The 19,453-nt window shown below is 40.8% G+C and carries 25 protein-coding genes; 18 read left to right on the top strand and 7 right to left on the bottom strand.

Annotated elements, in window-relative coordinates:
* Nucleotides 1-19 precede the first annotated feature (19 nt).
* From PHAL_RS0121015 to PHAL_RS0120970, 10 genes are all read left to right on the top strand, one after another.
* Nucleotides 20-700, top strand: coding sequence for a flagellar brake domain-containing protein (locus PHAL_RS0121015; RefSeq protein WP_016710409.1), 681 nt, complete (start codon nt 20-22; stop codon nt 698-700).
* A 442-nt stretch (nt 701-1,142) separates the two neighbouring features.
* On the top strand, nt 1,143-1,355 hold the full coding sequence (locus tag PHAL_RS0121010) for a calmodulin (protein ID WP_016710408.1): 213 nt from the start codon (nt 1,143-1,145) through the stop codon (nt 1,353-1,355).
* A gap of 74 nt (nt 1,356-1,429) precedes the next feature.
* A complete protein-coding gene (locus tag PHAL_RS0121005) occupies nt 1,430-1,642 on the top strand; it encodes a calmodulin (RefSeq protein ID WP_016710407.1) in 213 nt (70 codons plus the stop codon).
* Between the two features lie 146 nt (nt 1,643-1,788).
* Entirely contained in the window at nt 1,789-2,001 is a 213-nt protein-coding gene (locus tag PHAL_RS0121000; RefSeq protein WP_016710406.1) for an EF-hand domain-containing protein, read from the top strand.
* A gap of 179 nt (nt 2,002-2,180) precedes the next feature.
* Entirely contained in the window at nt 2,181-2,774 is a 594-nt protein-coding gene (locus PHAL_RS0120995; RefSeq protein ID WP_016710405.1) for a DUF998 domain-containing protein, read from the top strand.
* Between the two features lie 52 nt (nt 2,775-2,826).
* Entirely contained in the window at nt 2,827-3,246 is a 420-nt protein-coding gene (locus PHAL_RS0120990; RefSeq protein WP_029216279.1) for a GNAT family N-acetyltransferase, read from the top strand.
* Between the two features lie 14 nt (nt 3,247-3,260).
* Nucleotides 3,261-3,740, top strand: a complete 480-nt coding sequence (locus PHAL_RS0120985; RefSeq protein ID WP_016710403.1) for an OsmC family protein — start codon at nt 3,261-3,263, stop codon at nt 3,738-3,740.
* A 485-nt stretch (nt 3,741-4,225) separates the two neighbouring features.
* The gene (locus PHAL_RS0120980; protein WP_016710402.1) at nt 4,226-4,438 is read left to right on the top strand and encodes a calmodulin; all 213 of its coding nucleotides are present in this window, start codon (nt 4,226-4,228) and stop codon (nt 4,436-4,438) included.
* A gap of 152 nt (nt 4,439-4,590) precedes the next feature.
* Nucleotides 4,591-4,803, top strand: coding sequence for a calmodulin (locus PHAL_RS0120975; RefSeq protein WP_016710401.1), 213 nt, complete (start codon nt 4,591-4,593; stop codon nt 4,801-4,803).
* Nucleotides 4,804-4,871: 68 nt separating this feature from the next.
* Nucleotides 4,872-5,087, top strand: a complete 216-nt coding sequence (locus PHAL_RS0120970) for an EF-hand domain-containing protein (protein ID WP_016710400.1) — start codon at nt 4,872-4,874, stop codon at nt 5,085-5,087.
* Between the two features lie 77 nt (nt 5,088-5,164).
* On the opposite strand, the gene PHAL_RS0120965 is transcribed toward PHAL_RS0120970, so the two are convergent.
* The 5 genes from PHAL_RS0120965 to def form a co-directional block, all read right to left on the bottom strand.
* A complete protein-coding gene (locus PHAL_RS0120965; RefSeq protein ID WP_016710399.1) occupies nt 5,165-7,315 on the bottom strand; it encodes a TonB-dependent siderophore receptor in 2,151 nt (716 codons plus the stop codon).
* A 193-nt stretch (nt 7,316-7,508) separates the two neighbouring features.
* Complete coding sequence (gene trkA / locus PHAL_RS0120960; protein ID WP_016710398.1) at nt 7,509-8,885, bottom strand: Trk system potassium transporter TrkA; 1,377 nt, start codon at nt 8,883-8,885, stop codon at nt 7,509-7,511.
* Nucleotides 8,886-8,902: 17 nt separating this feature from the next.
* Nucleotides 8,903-10,192, bottom strand: coding sequence for a 16S rRNA (cytosine(967)-C(5))-methyltransferase RsmB (gene rsmB, locus PHAL_RS0120955; protein WP_016710397.1), 1,290 nt, complete (start codon nt 10,190-10,192; stop codon nt 8,903-8,905).
* Nucleotides 10,185-11,138 carry a methionyl-tRNA formyltransferase gene (fmt, locus tag PHAL_RS0120950; protein WP_016710396.1) on the bottom strand — a complete coding sequence of 318 codons (954 nt, stop codon included), beginning with the start codon at nt 11,136-11,138 and terminating at the stop codon, nt 10,185-10,187. The genes rsmB and fmt overlap by 8 nt, the downstream gene beginning before the upstream one ends.
* A gap of 21 nt (nt 11,139-11,159) precedes the next feature.
* Nucleotides 11,160-11,666 carry a peptide deformylase gene (def, locus tag PHAL_RS0120945; RefSeq protein WP_016710395.1) on the bottom strand — a complete coding sequence of 169 codons (507 nt, stop codon included), beginning with the start codon at nt 11,664-11,666 and terminating at the stop codon, nt 11,160-11,162.
* Nucleotides 11,667-11,784: 118 nt separating this feature from the next.
* Here def and PHAL_RS0120940 point away from each other — a divergent pair, with 118 nt between their 5' ends.
* The 6 genes from PHAL_RS0120940 to hemF all read left to right on the top strand — a co-directional run bounded on the left by PHAL_RS0120940 (nt 11,785) and on the right by hemF (nt 16,717).
* On the top strand, nt 11,785-12,906 hold the full coding sequence (locus PHAL_RS0120940; RefSeq protein ID WP_016710394.1) for a LysM peptidoglycan-binding domain-containing protein: 1,122 nt from the start codon (nt 11,785-11,787) through the stop codon (nt 12,904-12,906).
* 29 nt (nt 12,907-12,935) lie between these two features.
* Nucleotides 12,936-14,018, top strand: coding sequence for a DNA-processing protein DprA (gene dprA / locus PHAL_RS0120935; protein ID WP_016710393.1), 1,083 nt, complete (start codon nt 12,936-12,938; stop codon nt 14,016-14,018).
* A gap of 36 nt (nt 14,019-14,054) precedes the next feature.
* The gene (locus PHAL_RS0120930) at nt 14,055-14,528 is read left to right on the top strand and encodes a DUF494 family protein (protein ID WP_016710392.1); all 474 of its coding nucleotides are present in this window, start codon (nt 14,055-14,057) and stop codon (nt 14,526-14,528) included.
* 61 nt (nt 14,529-14,589) lie between these two features.
* A complete protein-coding gene (locus PHAL_RS0120925; RefSeq protein ID WP_016710391.1) occupies nt 14,590-15,162 on the top strand; it encodes a DNA topoisomerase family protein in 573 nt (190 codons plus the stop codon).
* Nucleotides 15,163-15,197: 35 nt separating this feature from the next.
* Nucleotides 15,198-15,764: an L-threonylcarbamoyladenylate synthase gene (locus tag PHAL_RS0120920; protein WP_016710390.1), complete on the top strand. Its 567-nt coding sequence runs from the start codon at nt 15,198-15,200 to the stop codon at nt 15,762-15,764.
* A 2-nt stretch (nt 15,765-15,766) separates the two neighbouring features.
* Nucleotides 15,767-16,717 carry an oxygen-dependent coproporphyrinogen oxidase gene (gene hemF, locus PHAL_RS0120915; RefSeq protein WP_016710389.1) on the top strand — a complete coding sequence of 317 codons (951 nt, stop codon included), beginning with the start codon at nt 15,767-15,769 and terminating at the stop codon, nt 16,715-16,717.
* A 51-nt stretch (nt 16,718-16,768) separates the two neighbouring features.
* On the opposite strand, the gene PHAL_RS0120910 is transcribed toward hemF, so the two are convergent.
* Nucleotides 16,769-17,206: a group II truncated hemoglobin gene (locus tag PHAL_RS0120910; protein WP_016710388.1), complete on the bottom strand. Its 438-nt coding sequence runs from the start codon at nt 17,204-17,206 to the stop codon at nt 16,769-16,771.
* Between the two features lie 53 nt (nt 17,207-17,259).
* On the opposite strand from PHAL_RS0120910, the gene aroE reads away from it, so the two are divergent.
* The gene (gene aroE / locus PHAL_RS0120905) at nt 17,260-18,084 is read left to right on the top strand and encodes a shikimate dehydrogenase (RefSeq protein ID WP_016710387.1); all 825 of its coding nucleotides are present in this window, start codon (nt 17,260-17,262) and stop codon (nt 18,082-18,084) included.
* Nucleotides 18,081-18,335, top strand: a complete 255-nt coding sequence (locus tag PHAL_RS0120900) for a DUF1488 family protein (RefSeq protein WP_016710386.1) — start codon at nt 18,081-18,083, stop codon at nt 18,333-18,335. The genes aroE and PHAL_RS0120900 overlap by 4 nt, the downstream gene beginning before the upstream one ends.
* On the opposite strand, the gene PHAL_RS0120895 is transcribed toward PHAL_RS0120900, so the two are convergent.
* Nucleotides 18,332-18,865, bottom strand: a complete 534-nt coding sequence (locus tag PHAL_RS0120895; protein ID WP_016710385.1) for a gamma carbonic anhydrase family protein — start codon at nt 18,863-18,865, stop codon at nt 18,332-18,334. The genes PHAL_RS0120900 and PHAL_RS0120895 overlap by 4 nt on opposite strands.
* Nucleotides 18,866-19,453 lie beyond the last annotated feature (588 nt).

Raw genomic sequence — 19,453 nt, 5'->3', positions numbered from 1 at the left:
TTTTGCAGTTGGAAAGGATATGCCAAAAACAAGACGGCAATTAAATTTAGAAAACCTAGCCCATATTAGTGCTGGTAGTATTGTTGATGTAGAAATATTAACGCCAACAACCAGCAAACGCCTTAAAACTGAGTTTGTTGGGCTATTGCATGATCGCTTTGTAATTTTAAACTACCCACCTGTAAAGCGTTTAAATAACGCAGGAGAGTATTTAAAAGATGGTGTGGTGGTCATAGTCCGAGCTGTACTTGAAAGTGGTGGTGGGCAAGTCATCGCATTTCGAGAGCAAATCATGTCGGTATCCTCACACCCCGCACGGCTTATTTATCTCAACTTTCCAAGCCAAGTACAATTGTTTAGTTTACGTTCGCAAACTCGTATTCCTACATTATTACCAGCAAAAATAAAACTGTGTGACGAACGCGAGTTGCACGGGGTAATTAAAGATATTTCCGTCACGGGGGTTTTATTTGATGTTAAAGGTCAAGATGATCTTAGTGAATTAAAAAATACCCAGTGCAATATTGTGCTTGATAAAAGCAACAAGGGCACCACTGAGTTTAGTGGGCAAATATGCAGTATTAAAAGTCGGGCTATGGGGGCACAGTTCGGAATTCAATTAAGTGCCAGTGAGGATGAAATGAAAACCTTTATGAAAGAGCACTTTATTGATCTTTCGGTACTCGAGCCGCTAGTCTAATTCTGAAGGTATTCGCTATTTTGCAACAAAATAGCGAATATCAAAGAGTGCAATCAAATAACCGCAAATTTATTTTTATTATTGTTAAATATCAATGTTTTAATCTTTTAAATTTATTTTGTCTATTACTTTTTAGTGCGTTAATTCTACAGCCTATTACTTTACTTACCTGCTATAAAGTGAATCTCACTTAATCTGCGTCATTTTCATCTTTTTTAACTCATTGATTTTAAAATAAAAGGCAAAAATCTCTTCTTGCATGTTGCTAAATGGCAACAAAAAACAGCGGTAATTTTCTGTAAAAACCTATTTTTAATTTTAATTCATTGATTTTTATGTGTTTTTAAACTTTGGCACTGAAGTTGTAATAGTCTAGTTGTACTGAACGAAATGATGATTTATCAGCAACGTTCGAAACCATAAACATTGAAGGAATATTATTATGAACACATTAAATAAAACATTAGCACTTATTGCTCTAGCATCATCATCAGCAGCATTCGCGGCAACAGACTTTGACACGTTAGATGTTGATGGCAATGGCGCAATCAGCCAAAGCGAAGCGTCAGTTGATGCAGAACTTATGAGCCAATTTGCAGAACTTGATACTGATGGCAATGGCGAACTTTCAAAAGAAGAGTTTTCTAAAGCGTAAGTTAGGTCGCAGTTTTAAAGCAGGGATCTCTGAAAAGGACTTCCATTCTTAATTGATTTTTAAGGAATATTATTATGAACACATTAAATAAAACACTAGCACTTATTGCTTTAGCATCTTCATCAGCAGCATTCGCAGCAACAGACTTTGACACGTTAGATGTTGATGGTAATGGCGCAATCAGCCAAAGCGAAGCGTCAGTTGATGCAGACCTTATGAGCCAATTTGCAGAGCTTGATACTGACCAAAACGGTGAGTTATCAAAAGAAGAGTTTTCTAAAGCTTAAAAACAAATGCTGAGATTATCCTGAGTTGCCAAAGACAACCTAAGTGGGAAAGGACCCCATGATAAAGGATAACAAGGAAGACTTTCACTGCATTTTAAATCGGTATTGAACAAATTTTTTGATAGTACATTGAAGGAATATTAATTATGAACACATTAAATAAAACACTAGCACTTATTGCTCTAGCATCTTCATCAGCAGCATTCGCAGCAACAGACTTTGACACGTTAGATGTTGATGGCAATGGCGCAATCAGCCAAAGCGAAGCGTCAGTTGATGCCAAGCTGATGAGTATGTTTACAGAGCTTGATACTGATGGTAACGGTGAGTTATCTAAAGAAGAGTTCGAAAACGCGTAATTAACCCTTCGCGGACAAGGATTCTTGAAAAGGATTTTTCATTTATTACGTTCAAAAGCAGCCAATACCCCGGGCTGCTTTTTTTATACTTGGTCTTTTTCTCATAACACGGTATCTAGTTTACAGCTTAACTAAATCAGCTTATTATCAAGTTCCTAATTTAAGCATGGACGTTGATTATGTTAAGTTTTTTTGGCTTATATTCCGCTTTAATTGCTAGTACTTGGATTATTGTTGGGGTGTATATTGCTGGTAAATATTACCCTGGTTATAGCCATAAAAAACAGTTTTGCAGTGAGCTCGGTGCCGCTGGCAGTCCTACCGAAAAACTTTCTCCTATCATTAATAATTACCCACTTGGTTTATTATTCTGTTTATTTGGCTGGCATGTGTTGCAGCTGAAAGATACTCCCACACTCATTACATTAGTTGGTTGGTTAACCATCAGTCATGGTGTAGCGACTTGGCTTGCAGGGTACTTCCCGATGGATGCGGATCCTCAAACAAAAACGCCAACCTTGAGTTGCCAAATACACTCTTGGGCAGGGCTTATTATGTTGTTATCTTTGTTTTTTGCCGCTATTTTTGTCGCCATGAGTGATTATGTCAGTATCGGCTTTAGGTTTTTTTCAATACTGGCCGTGGCCTTTACGGGTTATTTTGTAATTTTGTTGGCAAGAGCATTTAAGCAGCAGGGTGATGCCGGATTGTATCAACGGCTTGCTTATGGTGTGCAATTGCTGTGGTTAAGCGCATTTTCGTTAGTGATTTAATATTAGGTTTAACAACGGCAGTTGTTTTTAGAGCTGCAAAGAGGCAGAGGTAATGCAAAGTGTAAGGTATACAGTGGAGTTGAGTAGCCCAACTTTGGAAGAGTATTGTTTATTAAGAGAAAAAGTTGGCTGGGGGAAAGTCGCCCCAGAGCTGGCAAAGGCGAGCTTAAACAGCTCGCTATTTCATGTCGTGATCAGGCTGGAAGGCTTACTTGTTGGTATGGGTCGTGTGATCGGGGATAGTGGCTTATTTTTTTATATTCAGGATGTTGCTGTTGACCCCAATTTTCAAAGGCAAGGTATTGGTACGTTAATAATGGGTAATATAGAGCAGTACTTGTCCGAAGCGGCTAAAAACGGTGCGACAATTGGGCTGCTCTCAGTTAAAGGTAAAGAGGCTTTTTATGCTCGTTACGGTTACTTGAGTCGGCCAAATGAAGAGCTCGGCTGTGGGATGTGTAAATTTAATTAGGGTGGGAAATTTCAATGTCTGAGTATGTAGCAAGTGTTGCTTGGTCGCGCCAAGCAGATGAAGAGTTTGTAGATAATAAGTATAGCCGTGCTCACCGCTGGGAATTTGATGGCGGGTTAAGTGTGGCGGCATCGTCTTCTCCACATATCGTGCCGCTGCCTTATTCGGTGGTCGAAAATATCGATCCAGAAGAAGCATTTATTGCATCTTTGTCGAGCTGTCACATGTTGTTTTTTCTATCGATTGTGGCCAAGCATCAAATTAAAATTGATAGTTATATTGATAATGCCGTCGGTGTGATGGAAAAAGACAACCAAGGACGAATGGCAATGACCCAAGTGACATTAAAGCCCGCAGTTAAACCAGCAGCAGGGCATAAATTAAGCTTGGCGCAGTTAGAGTCATTTCATCATCAAGCTCATGAATTGTGCTTTATCGCCAATTCAGTAAAAACAAACATAGTGACTGAAATTGACTATCTTGGTGAGACTTAATTATAGTGAATTGAATTACTTCGCCATTGAACTTTCGCACAATGGCAACAAAACCTACTTTTACTCAAAAAATGATATTTTTATTTTGTTTTTCTTTAAAATTTATTTTTAAATCATTTAAAATCAAAGTGTTGTGAGTGTCTATTTTTAAATTAAATTTAAAAAATTATTATGGTTTAGCTACTGTATGGCTGCTTGCGCTCTAATATCGTATATAACTACTTAGGTAATCTAAAATTGCGTCATTTTAAATAAATTTAAACCTATGATTTTAAATGACTTATTTTTCCTTTCAAATTCCCTGTTGCAAATTAGCCACAAAAATCAATCGTTAGATCTTTAAAATCCTCACTTTTAACCTGCAAGCTAATGATATTAAAGAACTAAAAATTGTTGGCACCGAAGTTGTAATAGTCTAGTTGTACTGAACGAAAAGCTGATTACCGCTTACGTTCACAACCATAAACTTTGAAGGAATATTTATTATGAACACATTAAATAAAACATTAGCACTTATCGCATTAGCGTCTTCTTCTGCAGCTTTTGCTGGTACAGATTTCGATACGTTAGACGTTGATGGCAATGGCGCAATTAGTCAGCAAGAAGCATCTGTTGATGCAGCTCTTTCGGCTAAATTTACTGAACTTGATACTGACCAAAACGGTGAGTTATCAAAAGAAGAATTTTCAAAAGCTTAATGGTGCTGAACCTAGCTTGCATAAAATGCTGCTCAGTTCTGAGTGCCCAAGACACCTAAATAGGCAAGGAGCCTATTAAAAAGAATAACAAGGACAGTGTGAGTAGCGAAAACATGAGTAATTTTTTTGATAGTACATTGAAGGAACAGATTATGAATACATTAAATAAAACATTAGCACTTATTGCATTAGCATCTTCTTCCGCAGCTTTTGCTGGCACTGACTTTGATACTTTAGATGTTGATGGTAGCGGCACAATTAGTCAAAGCGAAGCGGCTGTTGATGCCAAGCTGATGAGCCAATTTGCTGAATTAGATACTGACCAAGACGGTGAGTTATCGAAAGAAGAATTTTCAAAAGCGTAATTTCAGTTTCCACAAACAGGGATCTCTGAAAAGGATTTCTCTCACTTTAAATTATTAGGAATAACACTATGAAACATATTAATACAACACTTGCAATTATTGCCCTAGCGGCTTCATCTACTGCGTTTGCGGCAGTTAGCTTTGATACTTTTGATACCGATGGTGATGGTGTGATAAGCCAAAAAGAAGCGTCGGTTAATGCACAGCTAGTTGAAATCTTTTCTGATTTAGACACTGATAGCAACGGTGAATTATCAAAAGAAGAGTTTGCCAAAGTACAATAAACAGATAGAAATATACTCCTACACAAAAAAGCAGCTTCATTAAGCTGCTTTTTTTATTTAATTTTGAACGCGTCTGGTTACAAACTGTAGTCAAACTGCAAAGAGAATTTCCGCGGACTGCCGTAACGATATTGGTTGTAAAAACCGATTTGGTTGTAGTACGTTTTATCAAATAAGTTATCAACATTTAAGCTCACGGCCATTTGCTGATTGATTTGGTAGCTAGCCATTAAACTGGCCACTCCATAGGCTTGTTGTTCAACTTCAACTGTGCCCAGTACAGGGTTGCTTACCTCATCATAGCTGCGACTTTGCCAGCGATAACCTCCGCCAATTTTCACTCCTTGTAAGCTATCACTTAGTTGATAACTAGTGAATAATTTAAACTGATCTTTTGGGTTGGTGGTATTTAAAGGTGTACCATCGGGGTTTTCACCTTCACTGCGGGTATATCCAAAGTATGCATTCCATACATCACTAATTGCCCCATTGAGCTCGAACTCAAAGCCATCTGTGACTGTGCCATCAATAGGTTGATAAATTGCTTGTAAAGTATCTGGAATGGTTTCACCCGTATATTCCCCCCAATTGTCTTGATGAATTTCAAAACCAGACAATGAGATATCTAAACGCTCATTTAATAATGAAGCCTTAATTCCCACTTCGTAATTTTTACCTTGAATTGGCGCTAAGTAATTACCATTTTCGTCAACTCGGCTTTGCGGTGTAAATATATCTGTGTAATTTGCATATAGCGCCCAATTTTGATTTATAGCGTAGGTAGTGCCTAGGTAATTAGTTAGTTCATTATCTAACTTATAATCATGAACGCTACCAAAGTTATCTTGCGACGTTTGCCATTGGTTTAAGCGGCTACCTAAAATTACCGATAAATCATTGGTTAAGTTAAGTTGAGTGGCAAAATAAAGCGCACTCTGTTGTGTGGTGCCGTATGAGCCATAAGCAGGCGCCGCTTGCCAGGTTGGCTTTGGGTAGTCGTAATCTGGTGCGCTAAAGTCGCCGATAATAGTGGCATTTTCTTGAGCAGGAAAGTACGGCGTTGAGAAATCTTGCTCTTGGTCATTATAGCCAACAAGTATTTGATGGTTTTGCCCAAACCAATTAAATCGACCCGATAACTCTATTTCATAGGTACGTTGAATGCGGTTTGCATCAATATAATTTAACGAGCCTGGAACCATACCTATATTAGTTTGTGGATCTGGGTGTCCGGTTGCCCAAAACACATCATACTCTAAGTCGTTATTTCCATAGATATAGCTTGCGCTTAACTGCCAATTACTATTGAAATAATGCTCAACTTTGATAAAGCTATTTAATGCTTTTGTTTTAGATGATGACCAGCTTGGGGCGGTCGATGTTTCTCTGGCATAGTTGGTACGGCTGCCATCGCTATAAAAAATAGGTAAACCGCCGGACATAGTGCCTTTTGGAGTAGTTGTTTGCGTATCTAGGGCAAAGGTCAGCAAGGTATTATCGGTGACATCTGCTTCAACAATGCCATATAAAGTACTACGACTTTGCGAGAATCGATCTTGGTACGATTGCTGATCTTGGTAGGCTGCAACAGCTCGTCCACGGACACTTTCGCTGTCATTTAAGCTACCAGAGATGTCAACTACGCCACGATAGTTTTGCCAAGATCCCACGGATGCACTGAGTTTTACTTGATTATGGACTGTAGGGCGTTTGCGTATTAAATTAATTGCAGCAGATGGGTTACCCGCACCAAGCATTAACCCTGTTGCGCCGCGAACAACTTCAATACGTTCATATATCGCTGTATCTGTTAGGTTATCGCCGTAATTGAAACGGGTATCGTAAGTTGTTGCGATACCATCATATAAAATACTTGTGACACTAATACCACGAGCTGAAATTGAAAACTTTCCATTGTCGGCTTCTCTGGCGTTGATGCCTGTTACACTGGTGATAGCTTCTATAGCGCTAGTGAGTTGTTGATCAGCCATAAATTCACTGGTGATTGCAATCGCTGATTGCGGTGTTTGCAAGTGACTGAGATCGAGACCGGTAGCTGAGTTCATTGAACTAACTTTATAACCATTATCTTGCTCGCCAACAATGGTGAGCTTTTCAATATCTTTTTTAGCTTCAGCATTTGCGTTAGTGGCTAGTCCACACAAAAGAATACTAATAACGCTGCAGTATGTAACGCGAAGAGACGTGTTTAAAGCTGGGTACATCATCTTAGGAAATCCATTTAATGTTAAAGAAGGTGAAATTAACTTTTCACAGAAGTTGGTGCTTGATTATCAAACAGCGAGGAGGGTAATGGATTTAGGTACTAAAGTAAATGCTTTTGAGATTGATTTCTATTTACGTTGGTTTGTTGTGAAAATTCACCTTTCGATACAGTCGCTTTGTTTCGAAAGGTAAGTTTTAGAGGAAAATAGCGCTAACTTGGAATAGTTTTTCAACGACATTGATATGTTTTTTATCGATCAAAAACATAATAACGTGATCGCCAGAGTGGATCACCGTGTCATCATGCGCAATTAACACATCATCGTTACGAACAATCGCGCCAATCGTAGTACCTGCTGGCAACTTAATATCAGCAATTGCGCGACCTACTACTTTTGAGGTGTGTTCATCGCCATGAGCCACCGCTTCAATGGCTTCTGCTGCGCCTTTACGTAATGAATACACATTAACAATATCACCGCGACGAACATGGGTAAGTAAGGCTGAAATTGTGGCTTGTTGTGGTGAAATGGCAATATCAATTTCGCCACCCTGTACTAAATCAACGTAAGCGCCACGCTGTATTAACACCATGGTTTTTTGCGCGCCCATACGTTTAGCGAGCATGGCTGACATGATATTAGCTTCATCATCATTGGTTACCGCGATGAACACATCAACCTGCTCGATATGCTCTTCAGATAACAACTCTTGATCAGAGGCATCACCACAAAATACCACCGTATTATCAAGCATTTCTGAAAGTTGCTCGGCACGCTCTTTATTACGCTCAAGCAACTTTACACTGTGATTTTTTTCCAAAGAGTGTGCAAGCCCCGCACCGATGTTACCACCACCTGCAATCATAATCTTTTTGTATGAACGCTCTAGCTTTTGTAGTTCGTTCATTACAGCACGAATATGTTTCGTCGCCGCAAGGAAGAACACTTCATCATCTGCTTCGATGACCGTTGTGCCCAATGGCTTGATGGCTTTACCTTGGCGGTAAATCGCAGCAACACGGGTTTCAACATTGGGTATATGCTCTTTTAATGCTGACAGTGCATAACCTACCAACAAGCCCCCGTAGTAGGCTTTTACGGCCACAAGCGAAAGCATGCCATCGCCGAACTCTAATACTTGTAATGCTCCCGGATAATCAATTAAACGTCGAATATACTTGGTCACCAATTGCTCAGGCGCAATATAGTGATCAACTGGTAAGTCGTCGTTTTGAAAGAGCTTTTCGCGATACTTTAAGTATTGCTCCGAGCGAATTCGCGCAATTTTAGTCGGTGTATTAAAAATACTATACGCGACTTGGCAAGCGACCATGTTTACTTCATCTGAACTGGTCACTGCAATGATCATATCGGCGTCTTCCGCACCAGCGCGGCGTAATACATCAGGGTGCGCACTGTGACCAGTAACACCCTGTAGATCGTATTTATCTTGTAACTCACGTAACCGGTTACCATCAATATCTACAACCGTGATTTCGTTTTGTTCACCTACCAGGTTTTCTGCGAGTGTACCGCCTACTTGTCCTGCACCGAGTATGATTATTTTCATGGTTTACTAAACGCTTCTTATGAGTGTGTTTTTACAAGCTTGGCATAATAAAATCCGTCACTCTCACCAGGCAGTAACTGCAGCCCTGGGTTGTTTGGGGTATCGTTATCATGCAGCGGAATATGTTCGGCATCGCTATTATTTGCTAAAAACTTAGCGACTTGCTGCTGGTTTTCCTGTGGTAATACAGAGCAGGTTGCATACACTAATGTGCCGCCTGGTTTTAATAAAGGCCAAATACTATTTAAAATATCGCCTTGTAATGTTGCCAGATCATTAATATCAGACGCGCGACGTAGCCACTTTATATCTGGATGGCGACGAATGACGCCCGTTGCAGAGCAGGGCACATCCAGCAAGATACGGTCAAAATGACGTTCATCCCACCATTTATGAGGTTGTGACGCATCGGCACATTGTAAGTCGGCACCTAAACCTATACGTACCAAGTTTTGCTTAACACGTTCAAGTCGAGTGGCATCGCTATCGAGAGCGAGGACATCGGCATCAGCTAACTCTAATATATGACACGTTTTACCACCAGGCGCTGCACAGGCATCTAGAATATGTTCGTCTGCTTTTGGATCTAAAAAGCGTGCTGCAAGTTGTGCTGCAGCATCTTGTACTGAGCAAGCACCGGTGTCGAATTCAGGCAATGAGAATACATCACGTGGTTTATCAAGTTTAATACCGTCAGGAAAGTCAGGATTGAGCATGTGTGCAATATCATTAGCTGTGAGCATTTCGCTATATTCAGCAGTGCTATATTGCGCTTGGTTAACGCGCAACCACATTGGAGCTTGTTGCTGATTGGCCTCTAGCAGTGCCTGCCAATCATCAGGATAAGCCTCAGTGACTTGTTTGATAAACCAATTAGGGTGATTGTATAAACACACAGGAATTTGCTTGGCTTGTTCTTCTAGCTCTGCTTGTTGACGCTGAAAGCTACGTAAGATTGCGTTGATCAATCCTTTTAATCCTAATGCTCGCAGCTGTGCTAAGGCATTAACGGTTTCACTAATAGCTGCGTGCGGTGGGACGCGCATATGTTGAAGTTGGTAAATGCCCACATACAACAAAAACTGAAAAATACGGCGCTTCCCTTTGAGAGGTTGCTCAACTAAGTGTTGGCAGTAATTATCTAAGCTTGGTAAATAACGTAACACACCATAGCAAATTTGTTGCAAAAGGGCTTTATCTTTAGGCGGTAAACCTTGGCTTGCAAATGGTAATTCTTGATTGAGTGACGCGCCCTTATCAACCACGTTATATAAGATTTCGGCGGCCAGCGCCCTGACATTACTCATTATGTTCGCCTATTAGTGTGCCAGGGGTTACCCAGTCTGCTCGACCGTTTAAAAAGTCTGTAATGGCCATTGGCTTTTTGCCTTGTGGTTGTAGTTGGGTGATATTTAGCGCGTGAGTCCCGCAGGCAACCACAATACCGTGTTTATCACTTTGTAATACAGTGCCGGGAGTACCTTGTTGTTCAACCACATTTGCTTGGTAGATTTTAACCGTGTTGCCGCCCATTTGGGTAAAACATACTGGCCAAGGAGTGAATGCGCGAATATTACGCTCTATTTGTAGCGCATCCATAGCCCAGTCGATATTTGCTTCTTCTTTAGATAGCTTTTTAGCGTAATTAGCCTGTTCATCATCTTGTACTTGCGGGGTAATTTCGCCATTGACCAATTTAGTGATGGTGTCGATTAGTGACTTTGGGCCTAGTTCGGCAAGTTTGCTGTACAAACTTGCACTTGTTTCAGTTGCTTCAATAGGGCAGCGGCTGATATGTAGCATGTCGCCAGTATCTAAGCCTTCATCCATTTGCATTATTGTAACGCCTGTTTCTTCATCACCCGCCCAAATTGCGCGTTGAATTGGCGCAGCTCCACGCCAGCGCGGTAAAATTGAGCCATGCACATTTAAGCAACCAAGACGCGGCGCTTCTAAAATTGCTTTTGGTAGTAATAGACCATAAGCGACTACAATCATAATGTCGGCATTTAAGCTGCTTAATTCACTGAGAGCGTCGTCGCTTTTTAATGACGCAGGTTGAAAAACAGGTAAGTCGTGCTGTAAAGCCAGTTCTTTGACCTCACTGGCTTTTAGTTTTTTACCGCGGCCAGCGGGGCGATCTGGTTGGCTGTAAACGCCCACTATTTGATGTTCAGAATCAATTAGAGCTTGTAAATGGCGCGCAGCAAAATCGGGCGTACCGGCAAAAATAATGCGTAATGGTTGTGTCACTGAGTTTTCCTAAGGTGCTTATTACTGTGCTGCAAATTTAGCTTCTTTTTCAAGCTTTTTACGAATACGTTGGCGCTTTAGCGGCGATAAATAATCGATAAATAATTTGCCTTTTAAGTGATCTAATTCATGTTGAATACAAATCGCTAGCAGCTCATCGGCATCTAAGCTGAATTCTTCGCCTTGCTCGTTTAGCGCGGTCACTGTAACGGTTTCTGCGCGGTCAACTTTTGCATAAGAGTGCGGTACTGATAAACAACCTTCTTCACTCACAGTTTTACCATCTTGTTTAATGATAGTTGGATTGATCAGCACTAACGGCTCATTACGCTCTTCAGAGACATCAATGACCACTATACGTTGATGAATATCGACTTGTGTGGCAGCTAACCCAATGCCGTTTTCATCATACATAGTCTCCAGCATGTCTTTAACAATTTCGCGAACTTGATCGTCAACTGCAGTGACTTCTTTTGCTATAGTACGTAAACGCTCATCTGGAAATCTTAAAACTTCTAACCTAGCCATAGTAACCTTTTTCACTTGTGCTTAATTTAGGGTATTGTATGCTCTTATTTTAGCCATTCGCGTTCACCTTTAACAGGTTTTGGTCGATAATAATGAAAAAACACTACAAGGAAGCTCAATGAAATACCCATTATTTGCGGCAATGTTGGCATTTAGTGCTACTTTTCCATCATTAGCTGATGTATTAACAATAAAAAAAGATGCGCCTAAACAATACGTTGTAAAAAAAGGCGATACGTTATGGGATATTTCAGGCATTTATTTGGAGCAGCCGTGGCAATGGCCTGAGCTTTGGCAAATGAACCCGCAAATTAATAATCCACACCTGATTTATCCAGGCGATGCTTTGTCTTTGATCTATGATGAGCATGGTAATCCGCGTTTGGTGGTAAATTCGGGCTATAAAAAGCTTTCTCCACATGGGCGTATTACGCCAAAAGGTAAAAATGCGGTTCCTACGCTCCCACTGGAATTATTACGACCTTACCTAACCTACGAGCAAGCAATTGATGCAAAAGAAATTGCAGAAAAACCGTATATTCTTGGCGCGAATGTGAATACTAAAATGAACACCGAAGGGCACATTGTTTACGTTAAAGGTGATCTAGAGCTTTACGAATCGTACGCTATTTACCGTAAAGGCCAAGAGTTTATTGATCCCAACACCAATGAAGTACTCGCCAATAATACGCAATTGGTGGCTGTAGGTCGGGTATTTAGAAAGGGGGATGTTGCTAACGGTGTACCTGCTTCAGTTAAACTTGAACAGGTAAAGCAAGAAATAAAACCGGCTGATTTTTTAATGCCGGCAATGGATGGTCAGTTATTACCAGCCTATTTTAATATTCACCGTCCTGAGCAACCAGTAGACGGAACAATCATATCATCAGTTAGTGGTTTGCGAGAATTCAGCACAATGGACATTGTAGTGCTAAACTTAGGGTCAGAGCAGGCAATTAAAGAAGGTCACATTTTAGATATTGAGCGTCAATCACCAACGGTTTTTGATGGTCGAAATGGTCCTCGCTATAAAGAAGATTCGAATAGTCTTGAGAAATTAGTGACTAAAACCAACGAATTTTTTGGCGCTGAACCGGATGAAGACACTAAAGTGTGGCATATGCCAAAAGAAAAAGTCGGTGAGCTAATGGTATTTAAAGTTTATAACAATGTTAGCTACGCTTTAATCGTAAAAAACCAGCACCCAATCCGAGTCGGTGATTTTGCAGTAATAAATTAATGCAGGTTTGTGTGCTCTAAGGAGAGAGCATGAAAGATTCATCAGGCAAGTTAACAGATTGGCTTGCCTTTTATTTATGCAAAGGTTTGGGGGTCAAAACCCTACTCGCATTATCGCAAACGCAGCCGCTTGAAAGTCTATTCAAGCTGACACACAAGCAGCTCACAGAATGCGGCCTAAGCCCTCAGGTTGCCAGCAGTTTATTAGCAACTGATTGGCGCCAAGTAGAGCATTACCACACATTAATTAAGCAAGCACAGATAACCGCAATTAATTACTTTGATCCTCTCTATCCTCCTTTATTAAAAGAAATCGCCAGCGCGCCTTTATTATTGTTTTGTCGTGGTAACTTAGCGTTATTGAGTAGCCCGCAGATCGCGATTGTTGGAAGTCGTAATGCGACGCCCACCGGGCTGGAAATTGCAGCTGAATTTGCCCATCAACTGACATTAGCTGGACTCACGGTTACTTCTGGGATGGCGCTTGGCATTGATGGTGCAGCTCATAAAGGTGCGCTGGCAGGGAGCGGCAATACGATAGCTGTGTTAGGTACTGGTGTGGATGTTCATTATCCGAAACGGCATAAACTACTGACGGAGCAAGTTTGTGAGCATGGGTTGTTAGTCAGTGAGTTTTTACCCGGTACGGCTGCTAATGCCAATAACTTCCCTCGGCGTAACCGTATAATATCTGGTTTATCACTTGGGGTGTTAATTGTTGAGGCGCAAATTAAAAGTGGTTCGTTGATTACGGTGCGTTATGCGCTGGAACAAAATAAAGAAGTGTTTGCGGTGCCGGGTTCAATTAAAAACCCACTCTCTGAAGCCAGTCACTTTTTAATTAAGCAAGGAGCAAAGTTAGTTGAAAATGTCAGTGATATTCTTGATGAAGTAAGCTTTTTTTGTGAAAGCAGTCTATATAATATAGAGGAGTTGAAAGATGATGAAGCTGCCTGTCGAGTGCTAAGCAGTGTTGGTTATGAAGTGACAGCGGTAGACTTAATAGCCCAACGTAGCCAATGGTCAATAGATAAAGTACAAGCTCGTTTGCTTGATCTTGAGTTAGCAGATAAAGTAGAACGTGTATTAGATGGCTATATTAGAATTCGATAAGCTTTAGTTTTAGAGTGCAAGCTTGGAGGAAGTAACATGTTCGATATCCTCATGTATTTGTTTGAAAACTATATTCACAGTGAAGCAGAAGTCTTTGTTGAGCACAACGAACTCACCGATGAGTTGCTGCGGGCCGGTTTTAATAAGCCCGAAATATACAAAGCACTTGATTGGCTAGAACAGCTTGCTGATTTACAGCACAGTGATGAATTCCCTTATCTAAATGCTCACCCACATCATGCCGTACGTATTTTTACCGACAGCGAATGCCAGATGCTCAGTACTGAATGTCGCGGCTTTCTAATGTTTGTTGAGCAAGTTGGGGTGATCAATAGCGCCACCCGTGAAATGGTGATGGATCGTTTATTTGCGTTAGACAAGCCTTTCATCTCTCTCGATGATCTTAAATGGGTTGTACTTATGGTGTTGTTCAATGTGCCAGGTTCAGAGCAAGCTTATGCACAAATGGAAGAGCTCATTTTTGATGAGCCAGCAGAAGTATTACATTAACTTGTATCTTTAATTAGTTTGGGTATATTAGGCGAAAATTAGCCAGCTGCTTAGGAAACACATGAGTAAAATTGATCAATCTCTTTTCTCTGCAAACCAACATGCCTTAGAAAAAGAATACGAAGTGTGCCCTAAATGTGGGTCAGAACTTGTAATTCGCAATAGTAAGTCGGGCCCTTTTCTTGGTTGTGCTAGTTACCCTAAGTGTGATTTTATTCGCTCGCTCGCTCAGCATGATAATCACCAAATTAAAGTGCTTGAGGACAGCCCATGCCCAGTATGCGGCAATCCATTAGTTGTTAAAAATGGCCGCTATGGCATGTTTATCGGCTGCACGGATTATCCCAATTGTCATTATATTGCTCATGATGAACCCGAGCCTAATCAAGAGGCCTTGCCAACTTGCCCGAAATGTGAAAAAGGCCAGTTGGTCGCACGTAGCAATAAATTTGGTAAAACCTTTTATTCATGCAACAGCTATCCAAGTTGCAAATATACATTGAATTTTAAACCTGTTGCCCACACTTGCCCTGCATGTCAGTGGCCAGTGATGATGCAAAAGCAAATGACTAACAGTGTTGTGTTACAATGCCCACAGAAAAGTTGTTCGCATAAATTCACTGTCGAGCAATAATTACCCGCTTATATTTTTAGTATTGGAGATTTTTTGTGACTGATTCAACTTCAGTTCCTTTAACTGCCGTTGCTGCACTAGAGCAAGGTGGCGTTATTGTTTATCCAACCGAAGCCGTTTATGGTTTAGGTTGCGATCCAGATAACCAACAAGCGGTAGAACGCTTATTGGCAATAAAACAGCGTCCAGTAGAAAAAGGCCTCATTTTAATTGCAGATAACTACGGGCAATTATTAAAGTACGTTGATGATGCAAAAATTCCTATGGATAAGCGTGCTGATATTTTTTCGCAGTGGCCGGGTGCGATAACTTGGGTGATGCCTGCAGCTAAAAACACACCCAAATGGCTAACCGGCCAGTTTGATACCATTGCTGTTCGTGTTACAAACCATCCAACAGTCAAGCAGTTATGCCAACAGTTTGGCAAGCCGCTAGTTTCTACCAGTGCGAATCTATCAGGCCAAGATACCGTGACCAGCATTGCAATGGCGAAAACAGAATTTGACCAACAAGTGGCGTTTTATGTTGACGAAGCGCTTGGCGGTAACACCCAACCAAGCACTATAAAAGATGCTATGACTGGCAAAGTATTTAGAGGATAAACATGCACAGTAATTTACTCGAACAAGTAAAAAGCTACCTAATGGCTTTGCAAGATACAATTTGCCAAGGTTTAGAGCAGGCTGACGGGCAAGCCCAATTTGTCGAAGATAGCTGGCAACGTGCTGAAGGGGGCGGTGGTCGCACTCGCGTGATTCGTGATGGCAATGTTATCGAGCAAGGCGGTGTTAATTATTCTCACGTGTTTGGTGCATCAATGCCAGCATCAGCGACAGCGCATAGGCCAGAGCTCGCAGGGCGTAGTTTTCATGCTTGTGGCGTATCTTTGGTTATTCATCCAAAAAATCCGCACATTCCAACAAGTCACGCCAATGTACGCTTCTTTATTGCTGAAAAAGAAGGTGAACAGCCAATTTGGTGGTTTGGTGGCGGTTTTGACTTAACACCATTTTATCCCGTGTTTGACGATGTTAAACACTGGCACCAAGTTGCTCATGATCTTTGTGCGCCGTTTGGTGATGACGTATACCCGAAATATAAAAAATGGTGCGACGAGTATTTTTATATTAAACATCGTGATGAAACCCGTGGAGTAGGTGGCTTGTTCTTTGATGATTTAAATGAGCAAGGGTTTGAAAAGAGTTTTGCCTTTATGCAAGCAGTAGGTAATGGTTTTTTAGATGCATATTTACCAATTATTGAATGCCGTAAAGACACCCCAATTACACAGCAACAGCGGGACTTTCAATTGTATCGTCGTGGCCGTTATGTTGAGTTTAATCTAGTGTGGGACCGTGGTACCTTGTTTGGCTTACAAACAGGAGGGCGCACAGAATCAATTTTAATGTCGATGCCACCACTTGCTCGTTGGGAATATAATTATGTTCCTGCTGCTGATAGCGCTGAAGCACAATTATACCAATATTACTTACGCCCCCAAGATTGGCTAAGTGCAGAGCCAAGTAACTTAATCGCCAGAGAGTGGCAGTTATAAATTGCAAAGGCGCTGAGAATGCGCCTTTTTGCTTAACCTGAACTTTGCTGTTTAATGTTGGTTAATCATATGGCTAGCAAGCTGTTCAAGTGATTTTCGTAGCCCTTCGCGCAGTAATGGGTTATCAATTTCAATATCAAGCGCTTTATTCATACAGTACATCCATTGATCGCGTAAATCTTGATCGATCGGAAATGGCATATGGCGTTTACGCAACATTGGGTGGCCATATTTCTCAACAAATAAGTCTGGGCCACCTAACCAACCGGATAAAAATTCAAAAAATACTTGGCGTATACGATCTAATGGTTGAGGATGCATATCATATAACGGTTTGGCGTATTCATCGCTTGCCATAATATCGTAGAATCTATTGGCTAGGGCACGCGCACCTTGTTCACCACCCATTATTTGATAGGGGGTATTTTCTGGCGTTGGCGCTTGTTGTGGTTCAGCTGGTTTCGATTTTGAGAAAAGTCGTCTAATCATAATTTTATCATCGTTAATTAACAGTGTTTACTGTACAAAGAGGTTGCTTGAACATGGACAAATATGCGGTTTTTGGAAACCCAATCGAACACTCAAAATCACCCGCAATACATACGCAATTTGCAGCCTCTTTAGGTGAACAAATCGACTACCGCGCAATATTAGCACCGATTGACGGTTTTAAAAAATCAGTCTCAGACTTTTTTGTGCAGGGAGGCCTTGGAGCAAATGTGACGATGCCATTTAAAGAGCAAGCTTATGAATTGGTTGACGAGCGAACAGAGTTAGCGACCATTGTTGGTGCTGTAAACACAATAAAGCTACTAGATGATGGTCGTTTACTAGGTGATAACACCGATGGTGTTGGCTTTGTTAATGACTTATTGGCAAATAACGTTGAGCTTAAAGGTAAACGTATTTTATTAATTGGTGCTGGTGGTGCTGCTCGAGGTGTCGTGCTACCGCTATTAGCTCAGCAGCCTAGTGAAATTGTTATCGTAAACCGTACTGCGGCAAAAGCTAAAGCGCTTGCTGAATTATTTGCACAATATGGAAAAGTAACAGGCTACGGTTTTGATGATTTGCCAGTTGGTGATTACTCGCTAATTGTAAACTCTACATCTAGCAGCATGTTGGGTGAGTTACCTGCACTAAACAAAAAACACCTAAGCGGCTGTGACTGCGTTTATGATATGTTTTATTCACTAAAAAGCACCTTGTTTATGCAGTGGGCTCAGGATCATAAAGCTGATATTAACGTACTTGATGGTAGTGGGATGTTGGTTGGCCAAGCTGCACAAGCATTCTATGTATGGCGCAATAAAATGCCAGAGATATTACCTGTCGTAAGAGCGTTAAAAGCAGGGGAGCTCAAATGAATCAAGCCATCCAATTTATAGATAGAATTGAGTTTAATGAGCAAACTCAGCTATTAACTTTTTTCGCGCAGGTTAGCGGATTGATGGTTGAATGTATTATTGATACGCACAGCCTAGCCATTTCGGATAATGCAGCCGCAAAACTGTATTTTGAATCACTGCGTTTTGATTATGAAGAGCTTGCTGAGCAACTAATCGAAGATGAAGAGTATAACTCAGCAGGGCAAATTGAAATTAAAGCACTCAATTAGCCTTCTTCTAAGTACTCGTCTTTTAGCTCTACATAGTTATTCGCAGAGATCTTTAAAAAACTCAGTTCTTGCTCAGTTAACAGACGAGCTTGCTTTACAGGGCTACCAACATAAAGGTAGCCTGACTCTAAACGTTTATTTGGTGGCACTAATGAGCCACCGCCAATAATCACATTATCCTCGACAATAGCGTTATCCATTACAATGGCACCCATGCCTACTAATATACGGTTTCCTAAACGGCACCCGTGCAGCATTACCTTATGCCCTACGGTTACATCATCACCAATAATTAGTGGGTAGCCATCAGGATTACTTTTACTAGAACGTGTTAAATGTAATACGCTGCCATCTTGTATATTGGTACGCTCACCAATACGTATATAGTTAACATCTCCACGCGCTGCGACTAGAGGCCAAACACTACTGTTTGCGCCTAAAGTAATATCACCAACCAAAACAGCAGATTCATCTATATACACAGATTGATCAAAATTTGGAGTAACTCCTTTATAAGAACGGATAGTCATTTGAGTACCTAAAAATATTGAAGTAAGTAAAGTAGAGTGTATCAGCAGAGCCTATAAAATGGCCAGTGGGTAGTTAGGTTGCTTAGAAAAGTATCGTTTTTGGTGTGTTTAGCTCGTAAAACAGACGAACAGCACTTTATTTGAAGTTTTCTTTAAAAAACGCTTGCGTTAAAATCTGTTCTCCCTATAATGCGACCCCACTGAGACGGCAGAGCAGGCAACGCTTAGCGAGGCAGCAGCTAATCAGTAAGTCGAGTAAAACTTGAGTTTAGATTTTTTAGAAAGTTTAAAATTAAGTGTTGACAAAAAAATAGGAAAGCGTAACATGCGCAGCCCTAGCGAGATAAAGCAAAGCGCTTTAATCGCAACGTTCTTTAACAATATAAAGCAATCATCTGTGTGGGCACTCGTACAGATTGAGTTCTAACAGCAGATTCTAGTTCGCTAGATGACGCAAACAAATTTAGAGTCTCAATTGAACTGAGTGACCAACAGAATAGTTACTTCGGTAATTATTCAGCACAGTCAATTCAATATCGAAAGATATTAAATAAATTCAGAATTCATTGAGCGTGTCGGCTCTCTTTA

Source organism: Pseudoalteromonas haloplanktis ATCC 14393, assembly GCF_000238355.1.
In the GTDB taxonomy this organism is placed as follows: domain Bacteria; phylum Pseudomonadota; class Gammaproteobacteria; order Enterobacterales; family Alteromonadaceae; genus Pseudoalteromonas; species Pseudoalteromonas haloplanktis.
The sequence above is the reverse complement of the archived record's forward strand: the minus strand, read 5'-3'. Positions and strand labels throughout refer to the sequence as shown.